29 protein-coding genes are annotated in these 25,494 nt (G+C 54.3%); 4 read left to right on the forward strand and 25 right to left on the reverse strand.

Going from position 1 to position 25,494, the window contains the following annotated elements:
• The 3 genes from purB (at window position 1) to ADJ24_RS00310 (ending at window position 3,598) form a co-directional block, all read left to right on the forward strand.
• Window positions 1-1,371, forward strand: coding sequence for an adenylosuccinate lyase (purB, locus tag ADJ24_RS00300; protein ID WP_008500757.1), 1,371 nt, complete (start codon window positions 1-3; stop codon window positions 1,369-1,371).
• Between the two features lie 575 nt (window positions 1,372-1,946).
• Complete coding sequence (locus ADJ24_RS00305) at window positions 1,947-2,528, forward strand: antA/AntB antirepressor family protein (RefSeq protein WP_048701698.1); 582 nt, start codon at window positions 1,947-1,949, stop codon at window positions 2,526-2,528.
• Window positions 2,513-3,598 carry a glycosyltransferase family 2 protein gene (locus ADJ24_RS00310; RefSeq protein ID WP_080472242.1) on the forward strand — a complete coding sequence of 362 codons (1,086 nt, stop codon included), beginning with the start codon at window positions 2,513-2,515 and terminating at the stop codon, window positions 3,596-3,598. Before ADJ24_RS00305 ends, ADJ24_RS00310 begins: the two co-directional genes overlap by 16 nt.
• A gap of 7 nt (window positions 3,599-3,605) precedes the next feature.
• On the opposite strand, the gene ADJ24_RS00315 is transcribed toward ADJ24_RS00310, so the two are convergent.
• The 23 genes from ADJ24_RS00315 to ADJ24_RS00425 all read right to left on the reverse strand — a co-directional run bounded on the left by ADJ24_RS00315 (window position 3,606) and on the right by ADJ24_RS00425 (window position 24,324).
• Window positions 3,606-4,220, reverse strand: coding sequence for a tail fiber assembly protein (locus ADJ24_RS00315; protein WP_233424614.1), 615 nt, complete (start codon window positions 4,218-4,220; stop codon window positions 3,606-3,608).
• A complete protein-coding gene (locus ADJ24_RS23345; RefSeq protein WP_053085149.1) occupies window positions 4,208-5,944 on the reverse strand; it encodes a phage tail protein in 1,737 nt (578 codons plus the stop codon). Before ADJ24_RS23345 ends, ADJ24_RS00315 begins: the two co-directional genes overlap by 13 nt.
• A gap of 2 nt (window positions 5,945-5,946) precedes the next feature.
• Window positions 5,947-6,498, reverse strand: a complete 552-nt coding sequence (locus ADJ24_RS00325; RefSeq protein WP_048701706.1) for a phage tail protein I — start codon at window positions 6,496-6,498, stop codon at window positions 5,947-5,949.
• Window positions 6,491-7,405: a baseplate assembly protein gene (locus ADJ24_RS00330; protein WP_048701708.1), complete on the reverse strand. Its 915-nt coding sequence runs from the start codon at window positions 7,403-7,405 to the stop codon at window positions 6,491-6,493. Before ADJ24_RS00330 ends, ADJ24_RS00325 begins: the two co-directional genes overlap by 8 nt.
• The gene (locus ADJ24_RS00335; RefSeq protein ID WP_048701710.1) at window positions 7,395-7,742 is read right to left on the reverse strand and encodes a GPW/gp25 family protein; all 348 of its coding nucleotides are present in this window, start codon (window positions 7,740-7,742) and stop codon (window positions 7,395-7,397) included. Before ADJ24_RS00335 ends, ADJ24_RS00330 begins: the two co-directional genes overlap by 11 nt.
• Window positions 7,743-7,779: 37 nt before the next feature.
• On the reverse strand, window positions 7,780-8,898 hold the full coding sequence (locus ADJ24_RS00340) for a contractile injection system protein, VgrG/Pvc8 family (RefSeq protein ID WP_048701711.1): 1,119 nt from the start codon (window positions 8,896-8,898) through the stop codon (window positions 7,780-7,782).
• A gap of 1 nt (window position 8,899) precedes the next feature.
• The gene (locus tag ADJ24_RS00345; protein ID WP_048701713.1) at window positions 8,900-9,115 is read right to left on the reverse strand and encodes a tail protein X; all 216 of its coding nucleotides are present in this window, start codon (window positions 9,113-9,115) and stop codon (window positions 8,900-8,902) included.
• Window positions 9,090-9,551, reverse strand: a complete 462-nt coding sequence (locus ADJ24_RS00350) for a phage tail protein (RefSeq protein ID WP_369700818.1) — start codon at window positions 9,549-9,551, stop codon at window positions 9,090-9,092. The genes ADJ24_RS00345 and ADJ24_RS00350 overlap by 26 nt, the downstream gene beginning before the upstream one ends.
• A 5-nt stretch (window positions 9,552-9,556) precedes the next feature.
• The gene (locus ADJ24_RS00355; RefSeq protein WP_048701716.1) at window positions 9,557-11,365 is read right to left on the reverse strand and encodes a hypothetical protein; all 1,809 of its coding nucleotides are present in this window, start codon (window positions 11,363-11,365) and stop codon (window positions 9,557-9,559) included.
• 114 nt (window positions 11,366-11,479) lie between these two features.
• Window positions 11,480-11,767, reverse strand: coding sequence for a phage tail assembly protein (locus tag ADJ24_RS00360; RefSeq protein ID WP_023311221.1), 288 nt, complete (start codon window positions 11,765-11,767; stop codon window positions 11,480-11,482).
• 54 nt (window positions 11,768-11,821) lie between these two features.
• Window positions 11,822-12,328, reverse strand: coding sequence for a phage major tail tube protein (locus ADJ24_RS00365; protein WP_048701719.1), 507 nt, complete (start codon window positions 12,326-12,328; stop codon window positions 11,822-11,824).
• Complete coding sequence (locus tag ADJ24_RS00370) at window positions 12,325-13,794, reverse strand: phage tail sheath family protein (RefSeq protein ID WP_048701722.1); 1,470 nt, start codon at window positions 13,792-13,794, stop codon at window positions 12,325-12,327. The genes ADJ24_RS00365 and ADJ24_RS00370 overlap by 4 nt, the downstream gene beginning before the upstream one ends.
• Before the next feature lie 38 nt (window positions 13,795-13,832).
• The gene (locus ADJ24_RS00375; protein ID WP_048701725.1) at window positions 13,833-14,450 is read right to left on the reverse strand and encodes a phage baseplate assembly protein V; all 618 of its coding nucleotides are present in this window, start codon (window positions 14,448-14,450) and stop codon (window positions 13,833-13,835) included.
• Window positions 14,443-14,997: a hypothetical protein gene (locus ADJ24_RS00380; protein ID WP_048701728.1), complete on the reverse strand. Its 555-nt coding sequence runs from the start codon at window positions 14,995-14,997 to the stop codon at window positions 14,443-14,445. The genes ADJ24_RS00375 and ADJ24_RS00380 overlap by 8 nt, the downstream gene beginning before the upstream one ends.
• 8 nt (window positions 14,998-15,005) lie before the next feature.
• Complete coding sequence (locus ADJ24_RS00385; RefSeq protein WP_048701731.1) at window positions 15,006-15,668, reverse strand: hypothetical protein; 663 nt, start codon at window positions 15,666-15,668, stop codon at window positions 15,006-15,008.
• A gap of 1 nt (window position 15,669) precedes the next feature.
• Complete coding sequence (locus ADJ24_RS00390; protein ID WP_048701733.1) at window positions 15,670-16,026, reverse strand: head-tail joining protein; 357 nt, start codon at window positions 16,024-16,026, stop codon at window positions 15,670-15,672.
• Window positions 16,026-16,361 carry a DUF2190 family protein gene (locus ADJ24_RS00395; RefSeq protein WP_048701736.1) on the reverse strand — a complete coding sequence of 112 codons (336 nt, stop codon included), beginning with the start codon at window positions 16,359-16,361 and terminating at the stop codon, window positions 16,026-16,028. The genes ADJ24_RS00390 and ADJ24_RS00395 overlap by 1 nt, the downstream gene beginning before the upstream one ends.
• 68 nt (window positions 16,362-16,429) lie before the next feature.
• Window positions 16,430-18,529 carry a ClpP-like prohead protease/major capsid protein fusion protein gene (locus tag ADJ24_RS00400; protein ID WP_407026768.1) on the reverse strand — a complete coding sequence of 700 codons (2,100 nt, stop codon included), beginning with the start codon at window positions 18,527-18,529 and terminating at the stop codon, window positions 16,430-16,432.
• Entirely contained in the window at window positions 18,498-20,018 is a 1,521-nt protein-coding gene (locus ADJ24_RS00405; protein WP_048701742.1) for a phage portal protein, read from the reverse strand. Before ADJ24_RS00405 ends, ADJ24_RS00400 begins: the two co-directional genes overlap by 32 nt.
• 8 nt (window positions 20,019-20,026) lie before the next feature.
• A complete protein-coding gene (locus ADJ24_RS00410; RefSeq protein WP_023311211.1) occupies window positions 20,027-20,242 on the reverse strand; it encodes a hypothetical protein in 216 nt (71 codons plus the stop codon).
• A complete protein-coding gene (locus ADJ24_RS00415; RefSeq protein ID WP_048701746.1) occupies window positions 20,239-22,359 on the reverse strand; it encodes a phage terminase large subunit family protein in 2,121 nt (706 codons plus the stop codon). Before ADJ24_RS00415 ends, ADJ24_RS00410 begins: the two co-directional genes overlap by 4 nt.
• 3 nt (window positions 22,360-22,362) lie before the next feature.
• Entirely contained in the window at window positions 22,363-22,866 is a 504-nt protein-coding gene (locus tag ADJ24_RS00420; protein ID WP_048701749.1) for a DUF1441 family protein, read from the reverse strand.
• A gap of 573 nt (window positions 22,867-23,439) precedes the next feature.
• A complete protein-coding gene (locus ADJ24_RS00425) occupies window positions 23,440-24,324 on the reverse strand; it encodes a DUF6236 family protein (RefSeq protein WP_048701751.1) in 885 nt (294 codons plus the stop codon).
• Between the two features lie 205 nt (window positions 24,325-24,529).
• On the opposite strand from ADJ24_RS00425, the gene ADJ24_RS00430 reads away from it, so the two are divergent.
• Window positions 24,530-24,712 carry a hypothetical protein gene (locus ADJ24_RS00430; protein ID WP_048701753.1) on the forward strand — a complete coding sequence of 61 codons (183 nt, stop codon included), beginning with the start codon at window positions 24,530-24,532 and terminating at the stop codon, window positions 24,710-24,712.
• Window positions 24,713-24,736: 24 nt separating this feature from the next.
• On the opposite strand, the gene ADJ24_RS25775 is transcribed toward ADJ24_RS00430, so the two are convergent.
• Together ADJ24_RS25775 and ADJ24_RS00440 are read right to left on the reverse strand one after the other, a co-directional pair.
• Window positions 24,737-25,210: a lysis protein gene (locus tag ADJ24_RS25775; protein WP_048701755.1), complete on the reverse strand. Its 474-nt coding sequence runs from the start codon at window positions 25,208-25,210 to the stop codon at window positions 24,737-24,739.
• Window positions 25,207-25,494: lysozyme (locus ADJ24_RS00440; RefSeq protein ID WP_048701760.1), on the reverse strand; the 288-nt coding region annotated here is incomplete at its 5' end. The genes ADJ24_RS00440 and ADJ24_RS25775, both read right to left, overlap by 4 nt.

Raw genomic sequence — 25,494 nt, forward strand, 5'->3', positions numbered from 1 at the left:
ATGGAATTATCCTCACTGACCGCCGTATCCCCTGTCGATGGACGCTACGGCGATAAAGTCAGCGCGCTGCGCGGGATCTTCAGCGAATATGGTTTGCTGAAGTTCCGTGTTCAGGTTGAAGTACGCTGGCTGCAAAAGCTGGCCGCCCAGGCAGCAATCAAGGAAGTTCCTGCTTTTGACGAAAAGGCAAACGATTACCTTGATAAAATCGTTGCCGAGTTTAGCGAACAAGACGCCGCGCGCATTAAAACCATCGAACGCACCACCAACCACGACGTGAAAGCGGTTGAGTACTTCCTGAAAGAGAAAGTGGAAAGCGTCCCTGCGCTGCACGCCGTGTCTGAGTTCATTCACTTCGCCTGTACCTCTGAAGACATCAACAACCTCTCTCACGCGCTGATGCTCTCCACCGCGCGTAAAGAGGTGGTGCTGCCTTACTGGCGTAAAATCATCGACGCGGTAAAAGCGCTGTCCGTGGAATACCGCGACATTCCGCTGCTCTCCCGTACCCACGGCCAGCCAGCCACCCCATCCACGATGGGTAAAGAGATGGCGAACGTCGCGTACCGCATGGAGCGCCAGTACCGTCAGCTGGAGCAGGTTGAGATCCTCGGCAAAATCAACGGTGCCGTTGGCAACTATAACGCCCACATCGCCGCCTATCCGGAAGTGGACTGGCACCAGTTCAGCGAAGAGTTCGTGACATCTCTGGGCATTCAGTGGAACCCATACACCACCCAGATCGAGCCGCATGACTACATCGCGGAACTGTTTGACTGCATCGCCCGCTTCAACACCATCCTGATCGACTTCGATCGTGACGTGTGGGGCTACATCGCCCTGAACCACTTCAAGCAGAAAACCATCGCCGGTGAAATCGGCTCTTCCACCATGCCGCACAAGGTAAACCCAATCGACTTCGAAAACTCCGAAGGCAACCTGGGACTGGCGAACGCCGTGCTGCAGCATATGGCGAGCAAACTGCCGGTATCCCGCTGGCAGCGCGACCTGACCGACTCCACCGTACTGCGTAACCTGGGCGTGGGCATTGGCTACGCGCTGATCGCGTACCAGTCCACCCTGAAAGGCGTGAGCAAACTGGAAGTGAACCGTGACCGTCTGCTGGACGAGCTGGACCACAACTGGGAAGTGCTGGCGGAGCCAATCCAGACCGTGATGCGCCGTTACGGTATCGAAAAACCGTACGAGAAGCTGAAAGAGCTAACCCGCGGAAAACGCGTTGACGCCGAAGGCATGAAGCAGTTTATCGACGGTCTGGCGCTGCCGGAAGAAGAGAAAACGCGCCTGAAGGCGATGACACCGGCGAACTACATTGGCCGCGCCATCACTATGGTCGACGAACTGAAGTAACGCCCCTCTCCCCCTTTTCGCCCGAAAAGGGGGATGCTTTTCCCCGGTTTACTCAATGTTTATCCCCACAACAACATAATCAGCGTTAGACTGCATAGCGAAAATCGCAACTACCGCCTAAACAATAACTTATCTAACTATCAGTGACTTACAATAATTACAGTGCGGACATTATCGGACAATAATGGTCATTTTATCGCCCCAAATCTTGCCCCCAGAGCAGTTTTGCCCCCAAATTTGCCCCCAAAATCGACTCTTTTTCGTGGCATTTTTGCACTGGCTATTGAGAACGTTTTTAACCGACGTTGACATAAAAATGTTTTTTTCCCATACTCGCCTTGCACCAGCAAAATCTGGTGTCGGGATTGGCGTCCCGGAATTTCCAACAGCGCACAACCGCGTTAGCGGTTTTTTTATGCGCTAAGCACAGCTATATCTGAATTTATGGTGGGCTGTGTGGGGGCTTCTTCGGAAGCGCCGGACGTTGGACCGGTTACGCCAACCCTGCACAGTTCACCACCCAATGATTGGCGTCGTTAGTGGTGATAAATTTCATCCAACATGAGGACGTCACTATGACCACTCAGCTTATACCCCTCTTTAACGGCAAGATTGCCGATGAAACAACCCTTCTCTGTGAAGCACGTGATCTTCATGCGTTCTTATCAGTAGGAAAAATTTTTGCAGCCTGGATAAAAGATCGCATTGCCGATTATGGCTTCATTGAAAATCAAGACTACGTTTTGCTTTCCAATACTGGAAAGCAAAATTCTGGACGAGGTGGCCACAACCGCAAGGATTACCATCTCACACTCGACACCGCCAAAGAACTGGCTATGGTTGAACGAAACGATAAAGGCAGACAGATTCGCCGCTACTTCATCGAATGCGAAAGACAGTTAAAACAGCAGGCCTCCAGCCCCACCTTTCCGGGGAATTATGCAGTAATCACCTATTTCGAAAACGGCCTGCCCGTGGCCTGCCACCCTCTTGTGCCCGGTGAAGTAATCATGAACCCAGATTCGTGTCTGGAACATGTTATCCGTTCCGGCTATGTGGTGATGCCATGCGATGAAGCTGAGAAGTTTACTTTGGGTCAGATTCAGGAAATGATCGCGATAGCTCGAAAAGCACGTGATAGATGGATTCAGCTCTAAGCAACTCAAGGCAGCCCGCTGTTGCATATAGTGTGGCTGCTCAGTTAGCATTAAGCCGTACCAGAAAGGAAATTTTAGAAAAAATGTGTGATACAGGACAATCGAATAGAATGAGCAATATAAAATTAAGCGTAATAGTACCTTGTTATAATTCACGTGATTACATTGCTGAGAGCCTTCTATCAGTCCTTCCATTCATGTCTAATTCAATAGAGCTTGTGATTGTAAATGATGGTTCTACCGATGACAGCTCAGATATCATTGAAAATACGGTCAAGAATTACAAAGGCAAAAACATAACGGTAATTCATCAAGACAACGGCGGTCTTTCCGCTGCCAGAAATACTGGCATCAACGCATCCAAAGGTGAATATATTTCATTTTTAGATTCTGATGATTATTTCGATCCTGATTTCTGGAAAGAAATACCTCCTCTAATTAATAATTCATCCATTGACATCATTGAATTTAACGCTGAACAATTTGAAGGAAGCTCATCTAGTATTGTGGAACATATTGACTGCTCCGTTTTTGAAGGGGAAGTGGTGATACAATCCATAACTGATCTCACTCCAGCTTTCAAAAAAAGTAAATGGTATCCTTGGGCAAGGGTCTACAAAGCAACTCTCTTCCGCAAATTCAATATTAGATTTCCAACTGGTCGACTTTATGAAGATATGAGTACAATCCCAGCCATGTATTTACATAGCAAAGTAATATATGGAATCAACAAATCTTTGGTTTGGTATCGTTATCATCACAAAAGCATAACACAAACATTCAGACAAAAAGATTTGAATGATTTAGTATATGCTGCTCAATCACTCTCGCTAATGGCTAAAGATGATACTGAGCTAAAAAAAGTCCTTTTCCCTACAATTCAAAGAACATTCAACCTCATAAAATACATGCTGGTGAGAAATAAAGGCGTAAAACTTCCCACTGCAGAACAGAAAGCTCTACGCCGTGCATTATTGACATTTATTAAACATTTCAAAACATCACGTCAAGCTCAAATATTAATTTTGCCTTTTTACCTAAATACCATTGTACGTTTTAGAAAAAAGTAGCATTGTTTTATTGGGTTGGTTTAAGCGGCCAGTCAGGTTTGTTTTGGTCAACCCTGTTCAAAAGCACTCTATATCTTTTCCACTCTACCAGGCTTGAATTTTCTTCCTCTGTAGACATCTTTAGGTCAACGGCATCCTGTAGCGTGGAAATCACATTATTTGCTTGTGTAAGAAGCTCCTGTTTTTTACTCCGTGCTTCTGCCACATGATCAACGGGAGCAGCAATAATTTCCCCATCTTTAAAAATAAAGGCTCCACCTAAAGCATTCTCTCCCGCATCGGTAAATTCATCCGGTACATTCTCCGGCGCGATCTCAATGACGATCTGGTTAAGCGGGAAAATAGCACTTGCATCATAAGAAAAATGGACAATTTCTTTTGTATCTGGATTAAACGATATTTTTAGCGTTTCTTTTGAAAGCGTTTTAAGCCACTGGTACCAGTCATTGCCATTTTCATCTTTCAGAAAAATAATATTCGTTTCTGGAGTTATTGCAATGTAATATAATTCTAATTCCTCTCGTGTAAGCCCAGCGACTTCTTCTGCAGTATATCGACTCCATTTTTCTAATGGATTGTACTGTTTAAATACACCTGATTGCCTTGTCATTACGCCACCCATGCTGTGTACCAATTCCCACCAATGTTATATTGTACATAGCGATATTGCACCGCTGTGTAGTTTGTTCTTTGCTGTACGGCGGTAACAACCGCACCATTCGGAGCATATGCATATTCATTATCGTTATTACCATTGTTTGCGCTTCCTAAAGAAGCCAGCCTGATCCCCCCTTGCATAAAATTAGCTACAGTCCATGCTTGCGTTGCAAAGTTACTATTTACCCAGTCTCTTTGAGCAAGATAAACAATCGCTCCAGTAGATTCTTGTCGCATATAGGGCGCAACAGGGTTATTAGCTTCAAGACCTACCGTTGTGATAGCATCTCTTTTTGCATAAGGACTTAGATCCTGTTGGGGAGGTGGGTTATTAGATGAATAAGCTCTTACCCCTGGTGTATCGTATAGCCCTGCCCCGGCAACAATTGCCCCACCTGAAGATACCGCTCCGACAGATATTAAATTACCATCTTTATCAATTGTTAATCGGGTAAATCCATTGTGCTGGAATACTAAACCGTTTGTACCAGTTCCACCGTCACGAGTAATCCCAACAGTAAATTTTTGACCATACCAGTTGAACTCCACACCAGATACAACCCCACCAGCACCAGCTTGGGTATTATATAATGCTGACATGTTCGATTCAGATGGTAACGTTTCAACTCTTCCCAACCTGAATGTAGCGTTATAATTCCCTCCATTTGCAGAAACGGCACCAACTTCAGATGCGGTCGGTTTCTTGCCGGTATGATAAATCTCCTGCCAGCTCCCCCAGTATCCAGTGTCGCCATTTAAAGTTCGGAATTTCAGCCGTTTCCCGCCGTCAGCGTAAGATGCGGCATACTGCACCCTGTAATTCCCGCTCAGCCCACCAACATCAAGAATAGTGGCCTCATAGCCCGGTGAATAAGCTGCATCTCCATAACAGAAGCTCACGGAGTTAGCCGGGAGGGCGCTGGCATCGGGGATTGCCGTACCCGCTCTGGCGGATACCGTTCGCAGCGCCAGCGCGCCGCCGTTTGCGACCAGACGCCCTGCGGTTACGTCATCTTTGGATGTCTGAACGTCGGCGGTAGCTCCGGACTTCAGTTCCAGATTTACGCGTGCCTGCCTTTTATCGACAACATCTGAAAGGTCATTTCCTTTCTGCAACGCATTAACGATACGGCTGTCATCCCCGGCGGCGACTGTGTTCGCTGCTGTACCAACATCCAGTACAGCGGCCCCTTTCAGCCCAATATTTTTCCGTGATTCAGCGGCGTCCTTCACATCGCCCAGGTTCGCATCCTGGCGAAGGAACAGCCCATCACCTGTTGCCACCTTCAGTTCGATATCCGCCGTTTCTGACACGGCGAGGCGAAACTGGAGCGTTACACTGATACCACTTACCGGCTTCTCAATTGCTGCACAGTTCGCCACGGCATACAGTTCGCCGGCATCGGTTAACAGCCCGACCTCACGAACAACAAAGCCCCCCACATCGGGAGGCAGTACCAGCTGCGCAATAAACTGATTCGCCTGGTCCGGCGAGACCTGCAACGCTGAAATTCCCGAACGATACACCTCATGGATCAGGGCGGTTAATGCCGGATCAGGTGTTACGGGCTGGCCGTTACCGTCACCCACCACAAAGTCTTTAATAATGACGGGTTTCCCGGTCGCAGAAGACTGCGCCTCCAGCTCTTTACCTCTGTTGGTCAGAATACTGTAATATTTCTCAGCCATGGCTAAACTCCTGCCTCAATATCGACATCAATCCAGGCGGTAACAGCACCGCCGGTATAATAAGTTCCCTTTGCGCCCAGGTCGGCAATCACGTCAATGGAGGTCAACAGACTCCTCAGGTTCTTCGCTTTATCGACTTTCCGCCGGATACGCTGATACAAAGCGTCATCAACTTCCTGAAGGCTGTAAACCTCAACGCGGAAGGTGTAGGGAGCCTTACGCGGCTGATCCTCCCACCACTCCACCACGGTCGTAGGGAGACTGACAGCGCTCAGTGACCGCCTGACAGCGCCGGCAGTACCGCGATGCTGATGGACATAGGCGGCATCTTTTAACACCTGCCGCTTTTCAGCCTCAGTCCAGGCGTCTTCCCAGGAATCAACCGCAAACTCCCATGCGAGCCAGGGCAGCAAGTGCGCCGGGCAGGTATCGGGGTCTTTCACCTTGCGCACAATGCCCGTATCCAGTGCGGTGATCTGCTCCGAGCTGGCCTGCTCCTGCGCCCGCTCAGGCTGAATGGCGGAGGGCGGTAGCAGGGAACGAAATTTATCCAACGGAGCCTCCTTTGCGGGTTACGTTTATCGCACTACACCAGGGAGCCTGCCCGGCGGCCGCTTCAAGATCTGCGACCGGACTTATCAGCCTGACTCTGGAAACACCGGGCTGCTGGAGTGCAGCGTAAATCGCGGAAAGCGGCACGAGGCCGTTTATGCGATGTGAAAGCAGGGTGTAGCTGGTCAGCGTGCTGATGGCATGCTCCAGCACCGTCTGCGCATCCGGTCCGTCGGGTATGTCCAGTTCAGCTGTTACCGCATAACTGACAATGGTGGCGCTTTTGACACTGACATAATCAGTCAGAGGCCTGACCTCATCGGCGCTTAGTTCGCTCATCACCTTTTCCGTCAGGCCGGGGCTGGCCTCACCATTACCGGTTCGCGACAGGACATAGACATCCACTTCACCCGGGCGGTTGTGCGTTTCCGGACCATAGGCATCCGCATCCAGCACATCGTTATCCGCGGATTTGGCATGAAAGCGGTATGCGTTGCGCGCTCCTGCCGTGTTCAGCTGCGCCCACGAAAGCTGGATACGCTCACGGAAAGCGTCATCGTCTTCATAGACAGGATCGACGGGTGGCACGGCATCCGGGTCGCCGGGATTTATCACCAGGCGCGAAACATTAAAACCCGCACCTATCTGGTCAAGATCGGCTCCTCTGGCGCTGGCAAGGAAAACAGCGCGTACTGCATCATTGACACGCTGAAACGCCAGGGTGAGCTGGTAGGCGTTGATTTCCCCCTGTTTATACGCCGGGTCTGATTCAACCAGAGCGTCGAATTCCGGATCCAGTTCGCGCAGACGCGCCAGCCAGCGGGTAAAAATATCGGCGGCATCCGGTACCACAATGGCATCCGGTACCGCCAGCGCGGACAGGTTAATTACGTCGTAACTACTTGCCATAAATCTGTATTCCTCCGGTGCTCACGGGAAGATTATTCTCTTTGTTGATCCCCTCGATATCAACGACACATCCTGTTTCATCGGCCGGGAAAGTGACCATTACACGCGTGACCCGCAACCGTGGCTCCCAGCGCGCCAGCGCTGAGGCCGTGGCCGCGATAATCCGCAGTCGGGTGAGATCGTCGCGAGGGTTGTCCACCAGCGAAAACAGGTCACTGCCATAATCACGAACCAGCACACGGCTGCCGAGCGGCGTGGAGAGGATATCGCTGACGGACTGGCGCAAATGATCGCTGCCGGACAGGCGTTTACCGGTCCGGCTGTTTACACCATTCATAATGTTTTTCCGTATGTGGATCGCCAGGGGCGGAGAGTTAACCGAAATAATCCGGGCCGGTTTTATCCTTGCTGCCGGATTTTTTAGAGGATTTCGCAGGCTTGCGGATATCAACCACCAGGTTGTACGTGTAGCTGAATCCGGCAGGCGTCAGGGAATAGACCAGCGATTCCACCACCCAGGCACGATCTTCCCGCTCGCCAAAGCCGGACGTGGAAACGCCGGATTCTGCCGTAAGCGGGACATGTTTCGGGCGGCACGGTCCCGTCACCGTCATTTTCTGCTCATTGCGCCGGGCCTGCGTTTTTTTCGATTTGGCGTGCTGGTCGGCAGTGGCCTTTGCGGGCTGGGTATAGGGATTCGCCATCGAGGGGCCGTCATGGTCAACCGTAGTGGTTTTGGTCTTCCCGTCCGCTTCATCGTAATAACGCACACCGATTTTTCCTGATGACTTACCGCTGCTGCCGGTGGCTTTCCCCGTCGAACTCCCCCGCTCGCCCTCACTGTATGACCAGTTTGAGACTTCCTCCGGGGTGATAACCATTTCCCCGGTCTGGTCACCTGAGGCGTTAGCCGTTGCGCCCTGCCTGAGAAAAAGCCAGTATCCGCCGGAAGGTTTACTGACCGCGTTCCAGGTCCGGGCCAGTCGGGTCAGCAGGTTGGCGTCAGACTCCGCAACCTGATCAACATGGTCAATATGGATATTCGCAAGTTCCGTGGCCACTTTTGGTACCAGACCGTTTTCGGTGGCCACGGTTTTAACCAGATCCGCCAGCCGAAGATTATCCCAGCTGCGTGTTTTCTGGCTGAGCACATCGCCGGGCTGTTTTTGCGCATTCATGGGCGCGGCCGTGGCATAAATCTCGATACGCCGCGGCGGACCGCTGCTGCCGACGCCGGACACCACAAACCAGCCTTTATCCACCAGCTGGTCGTTGAAGCCCAGTGCCACGCGTAGCCGCGCGCCTTTTGTCGGCAAGGGGAGGGTTTCTGAGAGCAACGTGATTTTCAGCTCATCCGCTTTTGCCGTGGCGCCGCCGTAATCGGTCAGCGTCATCTCTGCCAGGCTCTGCTGCAGCGCGCGGGTGATATCCTTACCCTCCGCGGTGACGCTGAACGCCGGCACGTATTCCGGTTTCACAATCTGTTCAGTCATATTAATCCCACAGGCTGAAGGCGGAGTCCTGAACCGGCGGGGCCAGATCCGGCAGGGTTATAAACAGACCAGACGGATAAACCGCGCCAGCATCAGCCAGCCCCGGATTCGCTTCAAGCACCTGCGTCACGATATAAGACAGGTTTTCCGTGCCGTAATGCAAAGCGCAGACTGCATCCAGCACATCACCATCACGGGTTTGATATGTCGTCGGCATAATGTTTCAGCGTCATCGTCCAGTTTTTATTTCGGTGGCCACCACCGGGCAGGAAACGGTTTGTCGTGTCGGAGAAGTCGATCACCACCCACCAGCCCAGTACATCCCCTTCACCGCTGACCAGCTGCTGTGGCTTGTTCTGGTCGGCGAGATCGTAGAGATCGTTAACGGCATCCACCCCCTTACGGAAGAAGGCATGCGATTCACCTTCAAGCCGGACGGTTCGCCCTGGCTTGCCGGTATACTGCAGCAGGTCCTGTTTTCCGATGCGCTCCTGCTCGCTCCATCGCCAGCTGGCCTCACGGGTCAGCTGGTTATACGCCGTGGTATCGATGGAGAATGCGAAATCGCCCAGCATCATCATCACCCTGGCGGCCTGGGCACCACGCGCCGCGCTGGCACCGGCCTGCCCGAAATCTTCAAAAACAGGAATGATTTCACTCACCAGATTTGCCCTCCGTCCAGCATGCTGTTATTACCATTAAAAGCAGGGCTGCTTTTCGTCATACCCTCGACCTCATCAGCAATCGCCCGCTCGTCCTGCCCGGGTGCACCGTGAATTTCAAACCGGTATTCAAAGCGGCGATTGTCTGTCAGCTGTCGGGGTGCGGCGGGAGCATCTGCTGAATCCAGCTTCTGCAGCAATATATCCCAGCGACCTTCAGCCTCTGTGCTGGTAGCCTGCTGAAGTGAATCCTGCTCCGTAATGCCCGGTACCACCTGCTGCGATGTTTTTGGCGGTAAAGGCGAAAGCAGGGTCCGGGGATAATTATCCCATGCCGTAGGTCCGGTACCGGGAGTGACAGACTGCGGCTGTGCCGGCTTCATTAACCCGTCCGTCCCGAACAGTCCGCCGCTGTTCTCCGGGGTGAGATACTTATCAAGGGTAGTGTTGAATGCCTCCTCGTCATCACGGAAAAAGCCCCGGGTATCACGGTACGATTTTTTTACATCGTCCGGCAGATCCGGTTTTTCCTTCAGCTGCTGTTCGAACCACTCTCCCTGGCCGTTGCGCTGCGCCGTCATGCGGGCGATATCGACCGAGCCGGTCATAGCCAGCGATTTGAGCACGTCCCGCTGATCGCTTCGCTCATCCGGCAGCAGCCAGGACAGTTTTTTTGCCAGCGCGTACGCCACCTTCCCGACAAAAACAATTCCCTGCCCGAACGTCAGCACGCCCGGATAGAGATCATTACGCAGGAAACTGACAATGCGTTTGATACCGCCGCCTTTAAACCACTCTGCCAGATCATCAGTAAGACGGCGCACATCCGGTGCCAGCTCGTTACCCAGCTGGCCGGAGATTTCCGCCACCGCAGAAGAGAACACGGTCTGCAGGTTGGTAATGGCGCGGTTGCCTTCCATTGCACCTTCTGCGCCCTCTTTTGTGACCAGGTTATACCGGCGCTGCTCGTCCATCAGATCGCGGTAACTCTTCCCGGACTGCTTCAGCAGCATCAGCAGTTTGCTGGCCTCACCGCCAAACAGGGAATCCAGCGCAAACGAGGCTTTCGATTCATCCTGCAGGCTGAGCGCACGCTCAACGATTTTCTCAAACTGCGCCATGTCGCTGAGCCCGGCAAAATCCCCCGCCTTAAATCCCAGCGTTTCAAACGCGTCCTGCAGCGATCCCTGCTTGCCGTTCTGCTTGTACTCCCCCGCCTTGTGCAGATACTCCTCGAAAAGATCGCCGATATTCTCCCCGTTCATGTCGTACTGTTTTGCGAGCGTGTCCCAGGCATCAAACGTCGGAATGTCCACGCCATAGCTTTTCGCCACGCCGGCACGCCGGGCCGTCTCCGCGTTGGTGGCCGCCGGGGCAATCAGGGTGCCCAGGGCGGAGGCCACCACCCCGCCGCCGCCGATCGCCAGCCCCGGCGCCACCATAGAGCCCAACTGACCGGCGATACCCAGCCCTCGGCGAAACAGACCTTTACCGGCTCCCTTAAATGCCGCCAGCCGCTGTGCCTTCTGCATCTGCTGGTTCAGCTTCTGCTGCTCGGCTTCGGTTTTACGGATTTCACGGGACACGTCACTGTACCGCCGCTTAAGGTCTCCCAGGCTTTGCCCGGCGAGCTTTGCCCGCTTGATTTCCGCCGCCAGCTTAGCCTGGTCTTTGGTCAGTTTTTCTGACTGCTTCCCGACGTCCTTCAGGCTCTTTTGCAGGCCGTTCGCTGAACGATTCCATGAGCTGTCGATATTGCCGCCAAACGTAATGACGGCCTTAAGGTTCTGGCTTAGTCCGGCCACGATTTACCGCCTCCACTTCGTCGGTAAGAAAATCAGAAAACACGCTGAACGGCATATTCAGGTATTCCGTCATGGGAAAATGCAGGCGCCGCCCGAGAAAGCGTATCGCCCGGATCAGGCTTCTTTCGGTCGCTCCCCGGGCGGGAGCATAAAAACGTTAAACGCGTCCAGCAGTTGGGCATAATCCGCTGCCGTCAGCTGCCAGATATCCTGCTCGCTGAGGTTGCACAGCAACGCAATCATGCGCGCTTCTTTTTCTTCTTCACTGCCGCGGTCTTTGGAAAAGGCGATGCGGTCGCGCACCAGCGGCTCGCGCAGCGTCACCTGTTCGAGCAGGCCACCGTTCTCAAAAGAAACAGGGGAATACAGTTTGATAACGCGGGTTTCACCAGGAAAACTCATAACACTCTCCGTAAAGTAAAACGGCCCGAAGGCCGTTACAGGATAAAGACAGGCTCAGAGACGGACTTTCGCCGCCAGGCTGGACAACACATCCACGCCATTCACCCGGCGCGAGAAGCGCTCCGTATCAATTTCAAAGAGCTCGCGGCCATCCTTGGTCTGGCGGTAATAGCTCACGGCAATGTCTACCGTGACAGCGTTTTCGGACAGGCTGTCCTTGCCCCGCGCATCCGGCGTGACGGTCTGCACAAAGCCTTCGATCTCCTCGATGGTGCCCAGCGCGGTACCGTTCGCCAGATAGCCCTGATAGGCCGTAAAGCGCGGGCGACTGCCGCTGACAAAACCGAAGGCGGTCAGCATGTCCGTGTCCACACCGTAGAATTTAAGCTGGCAGGTCAGTGCCTCCATGCCGTCATCCACGGGGGACGGCGCATCCTGCGCACCGGTACGCAAATCAGTTTTGACAATGGATAGTGTCGGCGGTGTGAACTCATGCGCGCCCTGAATGCGGATCCCCTGCCGGAAGAAGGTCCAGACGCGTAATGTATTTTTTTCGCTCATGCTGCCAGCATCTCCTCAAGCGCATAGTTGTTATTCACCCGGACGCGCAGGCTGATAAGCTCAGTCGGCGATTTCGGACCAAAGTCATAGTTGATGTACAGCACGCCCGCCGCCATGCTTTCAGCGGTGTTAAGCTCCTCATCCAGCCAGGCACGACCGCCGAAGATGGCTCCGAGCCCGACCAGCTGGCGCATGTAGGCATTGATGGTGCCGATAATGTCGTCGGCGTTTTCCCGGTCCAGCGGACGGTCAACGTACTCCAGCATCGTCTCCTGAATGCTGTCCTCGATGACGTCGGCGGTACGGCGAACCGATTCGAAGCGCCACTGCGGGTTGGTACCACACAGACGGTTGCCCCAGTGCTTAAACCCGGCCCGGCGGATGATGGTGGAGATGTTCTGCATGTTGAGCAGGTTCGCATCGCAGTTTTCATCGCCGAGAATGAACTCGTCGACCTGCTCCACGCCGAGGATGTTGTTAATATCCTGGTTGGATTTGCTCCACCACCAGCCCTTCTCAAAGTCGATACGGGCGCGCAGTCCCGCCGCAAACGCTGAATACGGGCGGTAGACCAGCTGGCCGTCGGCATTGCTGATCTGAACGCGCGGGCGCAGCAGCTCAGTGCGCATGCCATAGGACTGACGCCGCTGGACCACTTCCTGCAGCGTGGCACCTGACGCACAGTCAACATACGCCACTGCCCGTAGCTTGCCGGCAACGGTTTCCAGCGCCTTGCCAACTGCATCATCTTCACTGAAGCCCGGCGCGATGACGATACGGGGCTGGTACGTTGTGACCGATTTCGCTGATGGCAGCGCGCCAATGCCTGCCAGCACCGCAGCCCGCTGCTTCGCGGCGTCAGCGTCTTCAGCAACACGCACCACTACCGTCAGGGCATTGCGCTGATCGTTAATTTCGGTCAGCGCCGGCTTCAGCGAGCCCTTCTCACCCAGGCGGGAGAGCATCGTGGTACCGACAATTGCCACCGGCGTATTCAGCGGGAACGGCTCATCCTCGCCGCCGGACAGCTGCAGGCTGAACGGCGTGACAATACCGCTGCCAGTACCCTTCGCGGTTACTTTCACATCCGCCACCGCACCCACGGCCGTGACCACCTCTGCTGGCGTTGCCGTCAGCTTGCCACCTTCATCACAGCCCAGCGTGATGGTCAGCTTTAAAGCCGTCGCATCCCAGACAGCTGTCGTCGCCACCTCAGCAGGATTTTCCGCATCAGGGACGCCGGCTACCGCGTCAACCACCACGACATTGCCCGCCCTGCCTTTAACCGTCGCAGCAAAATCCACAACGTTATCCAGGATGGGTGTTCCGACGGAACCGCTTGCTGGAATACCCGCTGAGGCATCCGGCGCGGTACCCACCAGGCCAATAATTGCCGTCTGGATCGTCATGACCGCGACCGTACCGGATGTCAGTTCGATCGTTTCCACACCATGTAAATTCGACATTAATTTTCTCCAGGCATAAAAAAACCTGCTGATGCAGGTCACATTTTTTGATTAGGTTTCCCGGTCGTACCGCCACTGTCTCCCCGGTGATCATGGTCATTGAACGTCTGACGGATCCCGCTCATTTTCCCGGTACCGTCCGAAATCTCCTGTGTTGCTCCGATATTTCCGGCCACGTTCGTGTCGGCGTTTATCTGCGTTTTCCCCTGTACGGTCAGGGTATCGGTGATTTCCACCGGACCGTCCAGCGTGCCTTTCCCGATGATTTTGTAGGACCCTCCCTCCGCCAGGGTGATGGTCAGGGCATGCGCGGCACGGTCATAGCGGATCTCGGTACCATCACCGTAGCGGGTGATATGCTCGCTGTCGCTGCCCTCCGGCACCGGCAGACCACCGGTATTCCAGCCCGGAAACACCCGGCCATTATTAAGCTCCCCCGCCTCCGACAGCACCGTGACCGCATCTCCGACCGCATACGGATTGGAGTCAGCCCGGTTTGCACCAGAAAAGCCCTGACAAAGCGGCAGCCAGGTGGTCACGATGTCGCCCAGATCCACCCGGCACTTCGGTATGCCGTCATGCTTAACGGAATGAATAACCCCGCGGCGGACAATATTTGCCAGGCGGCGCTGTAAATCGCCCTCGATTTCACTCATCAGGTTTTGCCTCGTATATCAGCTGGTAATCGTCCACATGTGCGCGTCCGATATCCGGTGCCTTGCCCAGCCAGGCAGCTTTCAGCGGGGCATTCAGCTGTGCAAACGGATCGGCACCAAAGGCGGCTGCCTGGCTAAATGAAATGCGCCAGACAAGGTAATCATCCATGCGCGGATCAAACTCATCGCGTGCCGCATCGATAAACACGGCTGGCTCCAGACTGGTCAGGCCGAACTGCTGGCCGTCAATCCACTGGGTAATGTCCGCTGCCGCCGTGCGCAGGAAAATTTCCGGGCGACTGACACCTGCTCCGGCTGCATCCACCACCACGAACAAATCGCAGGACAGATTGACGTTGAGCTGCCCCTCGTTGCCCCTGCCCTGCTCCCAGCCGTTAATGGAGAAATAGACTGCCGGGGTGATCAGTCCGGTAAAGCGGGGGATATTTTTTTCCGGGTACGCATCGGCATCCCGCACCCACGCAATGTTTTTCAGCGCGCCGGTAACGGCATCGTGATACTGCCCAAGCAGCAATGGCTCAGCCATGGTCCACCTCAGACAGAAATACGGGCTTTCACGCGCCCGCGCAGATCGGTTTCAAAGTGATGCATAAAAATCTCCATCGCCTCCGCAAAGGCGTTATCCTCGATGTAGTTGAGCATCGGCTCATAAATATCCACTTCTGCCTCCCGGGTCCGCCGGGTGTCAGGATCGCGTATGACCACCGTGCGTCTGTTTTCCCGACGGGAGCGTGCCACCTCACCGTTTTCAAATGTCCTTGGGGAAAGCAGACTGCCTTTTGGTGTGAATCCGGCGTTTTCCGCCTGACGTCGCGCCTTAATAAATCGCCCGGTGGACTTATCCCGCCGGGAATGATGAGGTCTTACCCGCCCGTTAATTCGCCCTTTGAGATCCTTTACCTTGATGGCATTCAGGCCGAACCAGAGACGAAAATTATCAAGTTGTGACTGAGAAGCGCGATCGAGACGAAAGGAAAGCAGACGCCGGCGCACCAGATCCAGGCTGCGGGGAGCCAGCCCGTCTTTCAGGTCTGCCATCGCTTTTTTACGTAAAGTGGCGGCGGTACGTTTCAGGGCGCGGGAGTATGCCGCCCGAAACTGTTTATGGGTGGCACCGATATGCTCCGCTATCCGCCAGATGGCATCCACATCGATATCGACGGGCAAATCCCGTCGCAGTCTGGACTCACGTGCCATATCAGCTCCACTTATTGATGTCAGGCTGCACCTTACCCGGTGCGCCATACGCCAGCGTGACGCGGGTCCGCCCTTCCTCATCAGCACCGACGTGCGTCACACGATAAGCCGTGCCGTTGATCTCCACGCCGTGATGCTTCTCAAGCCCGGCGATATCTGTTGTCAGCGCGCTGAATGCCGGAGAGCGGTCCTGAATTTGTCCCCCGGCGGGAACGTCAACCGGCGCATCGGGCGTCTCGAAAATTACGGTGACAGGACGCACCTCAGTACCGATAAACAGGACTGCCGGCAGTGCTTCCGCAAATGCCCGGGAGATCCGGGCATCAGCACGGGCCAGTCGGGCACGAAAGCGGTTCATCAGTAACCCAGCCGCACCGGAACAGTATCGACATCTGCAGCTGCAGCTGCCCAGGCGGTACCGGCCAGAGGATTCGGTGCCGCCGCTTCTCCAGCTTCAACCGTTAGTTTTCCGTCTGCCAGATACAGCTTCTGGCCGAGAGTGACCGCTTCCGCCGCCTTTGGCAGAACGAAAACGCCCGTCGTATGCAGCACACCCCACAACCCTGCCGGGATGTCATCGTGAGCGACACCCACCAGAGCTCCTGAAAGCACGGCATCACCTGAGAGAATATCGGTCGCACCGGTATTCTGAAAATCATGGGTATTGCCGTCCTGCTGATAATTTTTCGCCATTTTTCTCTCCAGACAAAAAAGGAGCAGCACGCGCCGCTCCGTAATAAAAAACCGCCAGATGACGGTCGTTATTTTTTGGTGACTTTAACCATGCCGCGCCAGTCAAGCGGTGCCACACCTGCATCGATGCGGACCTTGAATGCAGCACCGTCTACGGTGAAGCCCTGCTGCTGCTCCAGATATGGCGTATCAATACCGTCCAGATATGCCACTTCGATAGTGTCGCGTCCCTGTGCTGCAGTCAGGTAGTAATCCGTCGGGCTGCTGTCATCCAGGCGAGCCTCAGAGGCTACCGTCACAAAGTTCTGGATCGGGTTCACAATACCGCTGTTGGCATCTGCACCTGGTACGCTTGCAGATTTGATCAGCTGGTTTGCCCGTGACTCAATCGCCACTGGCGTCAGCATAAAGGCCGGACGAATGTTCAGACGACGATCGCCGGATTTTTGCAGCAGCATCGCTTTACGGGCCGTATCCAGGCCTTCGATACTGAGATCCGCTGAGACCAGGTTGCCGTGATCGGCATGGAACAGCGGCTTGCCGTCCGACATTTTTGGATTGCTGGTTAAAACAGCCCAGACCAGATCGCCCACGGTGGCACGCGCAGCAAGCCCCATCGCCTGCGGAATTCGGGTCAGCATGTCCAGGTCATCGTTGATGATGGTCTGTCGGTCGATGCTGAACAGTTCGCCGTAGGTCGCCAGCGCAATCGGCTCACCGCGATCCTTGATGGTGATATATTTATATTCTGCCCCGGCACGAACCTTACGAAGAGATGCCAGTGATTCAAGACCGACACGGTGTGCGGTTTTGAAATCGGTCAGCGTGCCCTTACGGGTCCATTGTTCAAAGGTTTCGGTGGCTTCATCCCAGCCCATCAGCGCCGCTTTGTGCGCCACATCCATCAGGATATTGCCAAAATCGCTGCTGCTGTGGGTGAACGCCAGTCCGACCATCGCCTGTGCCGTGCCAGCGCCGGAGATACCGATGCCGCGATCGACCAGGGAGGCGCGCGCCAGTTCGCGCAGGGTGTAACCATTGTAAGCGTTATCCTTCTCGGCCTGCGCATAGCCCGCGCGGGTCATTACCGCAGCGCGAATGGAATCACCGACCAGATTGCCGTTACCGGCATAAAGATGAATGGCACCCGGACCGGCGCTCGGGGTGGTGCCCGCCGCCAGCGCCTGCAGCAGTTTATCGCGGGCTTTTTCGGCGTTGCAGGTGAAGTCGGCAAGGCACTCCGCCTTCAACGTCGCAAAGGCCGGGAATGCCTCAAACACGGCGGAAACGGAATTCACGCGCTCCGCGTTCGCCGTCTGCATCTGTTGCTGCAGTTGCTGGGCCAGCGCGTTAACATCGATGTTTGCCATCTGCGGCGCGGGCTGCTGTGGTGCGGGCGGGGTAAGGTTTGCCTGCACCGGCGCGGGCTGCTGTACCGGTGCAGGTTGCTGTGGCTGATTCACCGGAGCTTCGGCGCGCGGCGCAAAAAGAGATTTAATCTGTTCTGGCATGTTCTGGTAATCCTTCAGTTTATTTTCATTCACACAGGCCGCGGCCTGCAGTTCAGGTTCAAGCTTGTCGGCGAAACCTTTCTCCACCGCCTCGGCCCCGTTAAGCCAGGTCTCCGCTTTCAGCATCGCTTCCAGCTCCTCCTGCCCCAGACCGGTTTTATTCATATAAGCGCTGAGCATCAGGGCTTCGTTACGATCAAGCCAGGCGGCGTAATCGCGCATGTCGTCCGAATCCCCGGCGATGCCTCCCCACGGTTTGTGGACCATAATCCAGGCGTTTTCCGGCATGTGCACCGTGGCGCCGGGCAGGCAGACAATCATTGAGGCCATGCTGGCCGCCACGCCGTCCACCCAGATATCCACTTTCGCTTTCAGCCGGGACAGGGTGTTGTAGATCGCAAAGCCCTGCATCACATCGCCGCCGGGACTGTGGATATGCAAATCGACAGCGCTGGCGTCAAACACCCCCGCCTCCTTACAGTCAGCGACAAACTGCTGGGCGGTAATGCCCCAGCCGCCGATCACGTCATAGAGGAAGATTTCAACGCGTCCGGCGGCCAGTGCGCGGATTTCATACCAGCACTGGCCGTTTGCCGCATCGACACCCGCCAGGCTGGCGCGGGGGTTAATCATCATCGTCCGGCTCACGCCGGGCATCGTCTGGTTTTGCCGTTGCATCTGGCATCGCTCCTTTGTCATTGGCGGCGTCGGAATCAAACACCAGCCCGTGTTTACGGTTAAATTCAGTTTCACGCAGTCGCTGGCGCTTAACCTCCTGAGGATTTTTCCCCCTGGCCCGCGCCCATTCCGCTTCAGTACCGGCACCGCCACGCACAATGGCTTTCCACGCGTTGGCCTCTTTACCCGGATCAATCCAGGGCATCACCGGCCCGAGATAAAGCGCGTTATAGAGAGAATTCGGATCCACATCCGACGGGACTTTGATACCGCTCAGTAACGCCATCGACAGCCATGCGCGGTAAACGGGGCGGCTGTGCTGACCGACAAACCACTGCTGCAGGACGTTGTAACCTTCGAAGCTTTCCACCAGCTCCTGACGCTGGGAGCTGTAGGTGCCGTTATAGTCACGGGCAATGCTGGAATAGCTGCCGCGCGTACCGGCGGCCACGGCCCGCATCTGCCCGTTCCGGAATTCATAGAGGTGAACGTTCGGGCGGTTTGACTCCACCATGCCCAGGTCTTCGCCGGGGCGGAGTTCGTCGTAAATCATACCCGGCGCAATATCGTAGTGACGCTGGCCACCGGGCGTTGAAAACTCACTCTCATCGCCAAGAGACTGCGCATCGCCGCGCTTGATATAGAAGCCCAGCGCGGCGGCAATACGAGCGGCCACGCGCTCGCTCTCTTCATAATCTTTGATATCGGAAAGCCGGGTGATCACCCCGTGGATCAGACTGATACCCCGCAGCTGATGCAGACGCTTTCGCTGCGCCAGGTGAAGCATATTGTCAGCGGAGACAGTTTTAAGTTCGGCGCTGAACCGCGTCATGTTTGCCGGGTGGTATTTGTAAACCTGGTACCCAACGGGACGCCCCCACTCGTTCACGATGATGCCCTGACGAACCTGCTGGCCAGCGGTGCTGTTGAGATTGAACGGCACAAAATCCGCCTCCAGCATTTCCAGAGAAAACGGTACCGACGTGGCATGCTGCAGGCCGGGTACGGTTCCCCTGACCAGCTGCGTGAACACTTCCCCGTCGCGCAGCGCAGAACGCAACAGCAGACGTTCAGCCTCCGGGCGGGTAAACATGCCGGTGACCTCAGGACGCACAGACCATTCCGCCCAGAGCGCCGAAAGCTGCCCGGCAAAATCGGAATGGAGATTGCCCTCCAGATCGAGGGGCTGCGGTTCTACATGGATGCCGTGAGCACCAATCACCCGGTCTTCCATTTTGTCGAACAGGCCGATGACCAGATCGTGGTTTTCATCGAGCCACCTGGCCTGCTCCCGCAGGGACTGGCCTGCAGCAAACACAGAGGTGTCCGCTGACTGGCTTTGCTTTTTTGCTTTGTGCAGGCGGGACGCGCTTGCCGCTTCATAAGCATTGAGCCGGAGGCGATCCCGCGCACGTGCCGCCGCCCACCCCGGCGCCAGCGCACCCAGTGTTTTTTCAAGAATGCCCATAGAAAGCCTTACAGAAAGTTAGCGAGTTTGTACGAACCACCACGGCTGTTGACTGCGCGCCAGCGACGCTCCCAGTATTCGAGCTCGTCGCGCAGCGCTTTCGGGTCGTGGTTGGTAATGGCGCGACCGTTCACACCGGTGAACGAAATGCTCTTGCCGTCCAGTGAATCCTGGTAGGCCTGGCGCACCATCAGCAGCGTTTTCCAGATATCGTCTTTCGTCACAGCAACCACCCTCCCTTACCGGAAGACCCGAGCCAGCTGCCGGAGAGAGCTGTGTCCTTTTCAGGCTCAGCCTTAACAGGCGTTTGAACGGGTTTTGTTTTTTTCACGGTTATCTCCCGGGGGCGTTCCCCTTCAAAAATATTTGGGTTCAGATCCTGCAGCTCCGCCCATGCCGGCGGTTTTTCCCAGTCCCGGATTTTTTCGTAACCGCGCAGGACCGCCACGGCGTGGGCATAGCAGAACAGGTCAAAGGCTTCGTTGGCGCCCTTGCCGGGCTTGCGCCATTTGCCGTCCACACCGCGCTCTTCGTAGGTCAGTTCCTCGTAGAACCACTCCCCCAGCCAGTCGGGGAAGTGGATATAGCCCGCACCTGGCGTTTCGCGATCGAGGTTGTTGCTGAGCTGGTCCTTAAGCAGGTCGGTCTGCAACAGATATACCGGCACCTCGCCACGCGCATCAGCACGACGGTCGCTGCGTTCGGGATTGTTCGGGTGGGTTTTGGTGATGATTTTCTGGCGCTTTGTGCTGTCACCCTTGACCAGGTAAACACGTTTACCCAGGCCGTCACGGCGGCACTGTCTCCAGAATTTATAGGCGTTGTCGGTTACGCCCTCTTCACCGCCGCTGTCGACGGCCATGGCCAGCACCGGCATACGGCGCGTCGGGTCGGACTGAAGTGCATACGTTTTTTCCAGCACATCAGAAACCAGCAGCTGCCAGTCCTCCGGATACGCGCCGGGATGGATCGGCTCCGCCTCACCATGCTCATTGCTGCGCAGCGACTGGCGGATGTTGTAGCGGTCCACCAGCCAGCGCTCACCGTTTTCGCCATAGCCGATAATCTGCACGACGAAACGGCGTTTTTTACCGCCCTGGACGTCAACGGCCGCCAGCAGGAAACGCACTTTGGGCGGAACCAGGCGTTTACCGTAATCCTCCGCACGCAGCATCAGCGCATCGGCGCGTCGCTGTTCGCTGGCCGATCGCGGCAGATACGGTAGCCCCCAGTCGGTATTGATTACCGCCTTGAGGGTTTCTTCGCTGCCGGTGGCCTCATACTCCTGCTCAGCTGTCAGCAGCTTGTACACCAGCTGCGCCCAGGTCTGATACGCGGCTGCGGGTCCTTCCATCCAGAACGATGCAATGCGCGAACGGCGTGGCTCACCGGTAATATTGCCGTCACGGTCAATACTCTGACCTTCACGCAACCAGATGCCCACCCCGTTAAGGTCGCGCTTTTTATCTGCGGTGATAACGCTGCTGCAGTGCGGGCAAAGCAGATGTGCCGACTCACTGGCTTTTACCGGATCCGGTTCATCGCGATAGCCGGTCATCGCCTCCATCGCGGGCTGGAAATACTCACCACAGTGCGGGCACGGCCAGTACCACCGACGGCGATCACCACGGTTGTACAGAGAAAGTGCACCAGTCGTTGGTGGCGCTTCATGGGGAGATTTGCGACGCCATTTACTGTCGCGAATATCCCGACCCGGAGAACACTCCACCAGGGTCATCCCGGCGGACATAAACGTCGTGGTACGTTTGGAAGCCAGGGTAAAGCCATCGCCCTCGCCGTCGATGTCCTCAGGAAAGCGGTCATAATCCGTGAGCGCCACACATTTAAAATCTGACGAGGACATGATGTTGATTGAAGGCCAGCCTATTTTGAGATAGTTGCCCGCCAGAAAAGTACGATCATGCACGTTGTTGTCGTTTCGCAACGGACTCAGGCGTTTTGCTACCTCAGGACTGACACGGAAGGTTCGGGCCAGTCGCTTTTTTGAGTGCTCGCGGGCTTTCTCTTCGGTCATTTGAACGACGAGCATATCGGACGGGTCACAGACAATGTTGTATACAACCCAGCCATCCACCAGGCCGATCGTTTTCCCCGTTCGTGCCGGACCCACAAATACCACCGCATCGTATTCACGCATCGCGAGGCAGTTCATCGGCTCAATCACATACGGGGCGACGGCAGGGTCCCACGGTACCGAGTTACCGGCCCCCATAGGTACGCGCATAAATTTCTGAACCGCCTCAGCCATAGGCATGCGGCGCGGAGCTTTGAGAATGGCGGAAGCGTTACGCCTGACTTCCGCTGCCGTGGCCTGTCGCATGACTTACTCCTCTTCTGGCGTATCCTCCTGTTCCGGTGAGTCGGCCTGCTCAACTTTGAGGGCTATCTGATCGCGCAGATCGTCAATAACCTGCTGCACCCTGACAACCGCTGCTGGGGTCATGGCACAATCGCGCTCAAGAATATCGGGTAATGTTTCCAGCACCTGAACCATTGCTTTCGCCATGGAGGAAAACTCCCTGGTGACTTCGGATGCCGGGATCAGCTCCCCTGTTTCCTGCTGAAACTTGAGCCGCTCACGCTCCGACTGAAACCAGGCTTTGCGATCGGGGGGAAGCATTTTGTCGACGTCCACCAGCTCAGATGGTGTGGTGCTTGTCAGCAGCTCACGCAAAATATCGGTGATTGCGTACAGCTTAAGTTTCGGGTTGCTGCCGGGTGCGGGTTGCACATTTGCCAGCTTGCCCGCGACCGTCTGACGGTGCAGATCGGTAATGGCTGCCAGCTGAGTGATATTTAGCCGGAAATTTTTCAGTTCGTTATCCATGATGGTGAACAAAAAATAGTCATTTCGACATCCTGCAAATGCTCAGGACTGAAATATCAAGAGGTTAAACGGATGATGATGAAACCCATAAAATGCAAAAAACTAGCCGTTTTCCGCGTGTCCGCGCCCCCTCGGTGTTCAGAATCACCAGGAGTACCTTTTCAAATGAGAATCACTACCCATTGTTTGCACAAAAGGCTCGCTGACCAGAATTAAACGAACCGGGGATTACAGAGGGTAGCCAGTTAATGCCAAAACTCCGGGCCGTGAACTCATCACCACACCACCGGGCAGCCTTTGATGTTATCCCTGCGCCGTATTCTTCCCACCAGCAGCAGTCTGCTGCGTAAATGTGCTGACATCTAGGAACTGCCATCCAGCTAGAGTTAACTGATATAACTGGAAAATTAGTTTCGGTAACCTGCTTGCTATCGCTCTCTGTCAGTGAGGGTCCGCTGGCGATGCAAAAAAAAGTTTGCATGGATTGACTCGAAAAATAATCGCAAGGTGCATAAAAAAGCCACAAGTATTTTATGTGGCTTTTTTATGCAATATAAATGCCTCGTAAACCTCTCAAATAGATGCATTATCGTTATTTTTTATAACGCCCTCTCTTGCTGCATTCGTTAGGTATGCCAAATTTGCATCACCATCTTTTATAACATTTTGAAGTTGTGGTCTAACTTTAATAAATCCACTTAAAACGGTTATTGCTGCTCCAGCACAAAAAACCTCAAATGGTTGTGAGGAATTCATCGCAGCGTAGACAGCAGAACCAGCACTCACTACCTGACTCAAGTCAAACTCGAATGACGTTGAAAGATTAAACTTTATCGGACTTCTCCAGCCTTCATTATTTAGTCTGTTTAATGCATCTAATGAAGTTTTCAATCCCGATATTGCTTTTGCTCTCTGTAAATCAAAATCTCCTGACTTTAAAACCTCGAAATAAAGCTCATCTAAATAGCCGTGAAGCGAGAGAAGCTCATCCTTCCTTCTCTCTTTGAACTCTAAGATCTCATGCAAAGGTATGTCTTTGGGTGGCACTGGTAACAGATCTGCCAATTCAAATCTCAGCACTTCTTTTCGATCTGCTTTATCTTTGTGAATGGCAACTTCATTATTAAAAAAATGCATGCGCCAATCGACATCGGCTTCGTTTTTTTTCAGTAAATTCAGAGCATCTATATGTGTACGAGCATGAAAGTTTGTCATTCTCGTACCGTCCATGAATCCGTGCTCAACAAATCTTAATCGAGTTAGTACGCCACACTTTATTAATTCATCTTCGTTAATTAATCCAAGATGAATGAAATTATTTGTTGGAGAAACTAACTTATCCCAGTACAGCGTAAGATAATTTAGCTCTTCAGGAGATATTGCTCTCCCTGTTTGAAATCCACGACCACCTTCAATGCTTAAAAGTTCACATGAAGTAAAAACAACACCTCTTTCCATGGTTAGCTCCAGCAGGTTTGCATTAACCTAATGTAACATTATGGTTGGAGCGAAGTGAACGCCTGCTGCATTGTTATTTGAAGATGCTCACCAACTCATGGGCTCACCTTCCGGCAGTTAGCCTGCCACGCTTCGTTATGCGCCAACTTGCTTTTGCTGGCTTGTAGGTGGATATTGCTGGGATGAAACACATGGAGATAACCAAATGAAGCAGATTCTTTTTGCGTGGTTTGTTTTAACAAATACCTTTGCCTGCATCACCGCCAGCATTAACGTGAACAACTCGCTAATGCTTGATTCAGCTGTGCCGTGGATTGTTGGGATTTCTCTTGCAGCAATCACTAATTACTTATTGGCTAAAAAACTGAAGAAAAGCGGTTTTCTTTAGCACATCCTTAAGGCATTGATGTATTTACCATTTCAGGCACTGCGTGCGGATGTAGTCCTGCAGATAGTCGACCTGCTTCGTCACTGTGACGATTTGCTCTCTGAGGTTGAAATAATCCCGTTCAGCGGAGTCAGTAAGTCGGGGGCCGGTAGCATCGCCCAGGCCGCCGGTGCTGGTCGTTCCGTTCGCGGGACAGTTTGCGTTGAGCTGCAGCCGACGCTTGCCAGAAGCAACATCGCGCTCAAGCTGATCGATAGTAGCTTTGGCATCAGCCAGTTCTCCGGTGTATTTGGCATCCAGCGCAGCGACATCTCGCTGGCGCACCTGCATATCTTTAATAGTGGAGTTAGCCAGGTTGAGAGCTTTGGTGGCTTTATCGCGCTGGTCTTTGTAGGTGATAGCATTGTCTCGGTATCGGTTGACGAAGAACGTCAACACGCCAATTAGGACCACTACCAGCAATTGCATCCAGTAACGCTTAACCAGCGCGTTAATCATGACAGGAACAGAGCGCGCTCCGCCTCACGCCGACGGGCCAGGCCATTCAGGACTTTACCACCAGCTTTATTCCAGCGCAGGAACTCATCAGCTGCGCCAGCGTAATCACTGGCGTTGAGTTTTCGCAGGAGCGTAGATGTTGACAAAGACCGGGCACCGAGGTTGTAAGTGAAAGACACCAGAGCATCGAATTGCCCCTGAGTCAGATCGACTTTAACCAGGCGGGACACGTCACTTTCGTAGCTGACTAGTCCTGTCTTCAGCAGGCGTTCTGCCGTTTCCTG

The sequence above is a fragment of the Enterobacter sp. 940_PEND genome, from assembly GCF_001059415.1.
Lineage (GTDB): Bacteria > Pseudomonadota > Gammaproteobacteria > Enterobacterales > Enterobacteriaceae > Enterobacter > Enterobacter cloacae_M.

Bases quoted from the DNA above. Each gene is read 5' to 3' on its own strand.
- purB (WP_008500757.1), top strand. From the start codon at position 1: ATGGAATTATCCTCACTGACCGCCGTATCCCCTGTCGATGGACGCTAC.
- ADJ24_RS00305 (WP_048701698.1), top strand. From the start codon at position 1,947: ATGACCACTCAGCTTATACCCCTCTTTAACGGCAAGATTGCCGATGAA.
- ADJ24_RS00310 (WP_080472242.1), top strand. From the start codon at position 2,513: ATGGATTCAGCTCTAAGCAACTCAAGGCAGCCCGCTGTTGCATATAGT.
- ADJ24_RS00315 (WP_233424614.1), bottom strand. From the start codon at position 4,220: ATGGGTGGCGTAATGACAAGGCAATCAGGTGTATTTAAACAGTACAAT.
- ADJ24_RS23345 (WP_053085149.1), bottom strand. From the start codon at position 5,944: ATGGCTGAGAAATATTACAGTATTCTGACCAACAGAGGTAAAGAGCTG.
- ADJ24_RS00330 (WP_048701708.1), bottom strand. From the start codon at position 7,405: ATGGCAAGTAGTTACGACGTAATTAACCTGTCCGCGCTGGCGGTACCG.
- ADJ24_RS00335 (WP_048701710.1), bottom strand. From the start codon at position 7,742: ATGAATGGTGTAAACAGCCGGACCGGTAAACGCCTGTCCGGCAGCGAT.
- ADJ24_RS00340 (WP_048701711.1), bottom strand. From the start codon at position 8,898: ATGACTGAACAGATTGTGAAACCGGAATACGTGCCGGCGTTCAGCGTC.
- ADJ24_RS00345 (WP_048701713.1), bottom strand. From the start codon at position 9,115: ATGCCGACGACATATCAAACCCGTGATGGTGATGTGCTGGATGCAGTC.
- ADJ24_RS00360 (WP_023311221.1), bottom strand. From the start codon at position 11,767: ATGAGTTTTCCTGGTGAAACCCGCGTTATCAAACTGTATTCCCCTGTT.
- ADJ24_RS00365 (WP_048701719.1), bottom strand. From the start codon at position 12,328: ATGAGCGAAAAAAATACATTACGCGTCTGGACCTTCTTCCGGCAGGGG.
- ADJ24_RS00370 (WP_048701722.1), bottom strand. From the start codon at position 13,794: ATGTCGAATTTACATGGTGTGGAAACGATCGAACTGACATCCGGTACG.
- ADJ24_RS00375 (WP_048701725.1), bottom strand. From the start codon at position 14,450: ATGAGTGAAATCGAGGGCGATTTACAGCGCCGCCTGGCAAATATTGTC.
- ADJ24_RS00380 (WP_048701728.1), bottom strand. From the start codon at position 14,997: ATGGCTGAGCCATTGCTGCTTGGGCAGTATCACGATGCCGTTACCGGC.
- ADJ24_RS00385 (WP_048701731.1), bottom strand. From the start codon at position 15,668: ATGGCACGTGAGTCCAGACTGCGACGGGATTTGCCCGTCGATATCGAT.
- ADJ24_RS00390 (WP_048701733.1), bottom strand. From the start codon at position 16,026: ATGAACCGCTTTCGTGCCCGACTGGCCCGTGCTGATGCCCGGATCTCC.
- ADJ24_RS00395 (WP_048701736.1), bottom strand. From the start codon at position 16,361: ATGGCGAAAAATTATCAGCAGGACGGCAATACCCATGATTTTCAGAAT.
- ADJ24_RS00400 (WP_407026768.1), bottom strand. From the start codon at position 18,529: ATGCCCGGCGTGAGCCGGACGATGATGATTAACCCCCGCGCCAGCCTG.
- ADJ24_RS00405 (WP_048701742.1), bottom strand. From the start codon at position 20,018: ATGGGCATTCTTGAAAAAACACTGGGTGCGCTGGCGCCGGGGTGGGCG.
- ADJ24_RS00415 (WP_048701746.1), bottom strand. From the start codon at position 22,359: ATGCGACAGGCCACGGCAGCGGAAGTCAGGCGTAACGCTTCCGCCATT.
- ADJ24_RS00420 (WP_048701749.1), bottom strand. From the start codon at position 22,866: ATGGATAACGAACTGAAAAATTTCCGGCTAAATATCACTCAGCTGGCA.
- ADJ24_RS00425 (WP_048701751.1), bottom strand. From the start codon at position 24,324: ATGGAAAGAGGTGTTGTTTTTACTTCATGTGAACTTTTAAGCATTGAA.
- ADJ24_RS00430 (WP_048701753.1), top strand. From the start codon at position 24,530: ATGAAGCAGATTCTTTTTGCGTGGTTTGTTTTAACAAATACCTTTGCC.
- ADJ24_RS25775 (WP_048701755.1), bottom strand. From the start codon at position 25,210: ATGATTAACGCGCTGGTTAAGCGTTACTGGATGCAATTGCTGGTAGTG.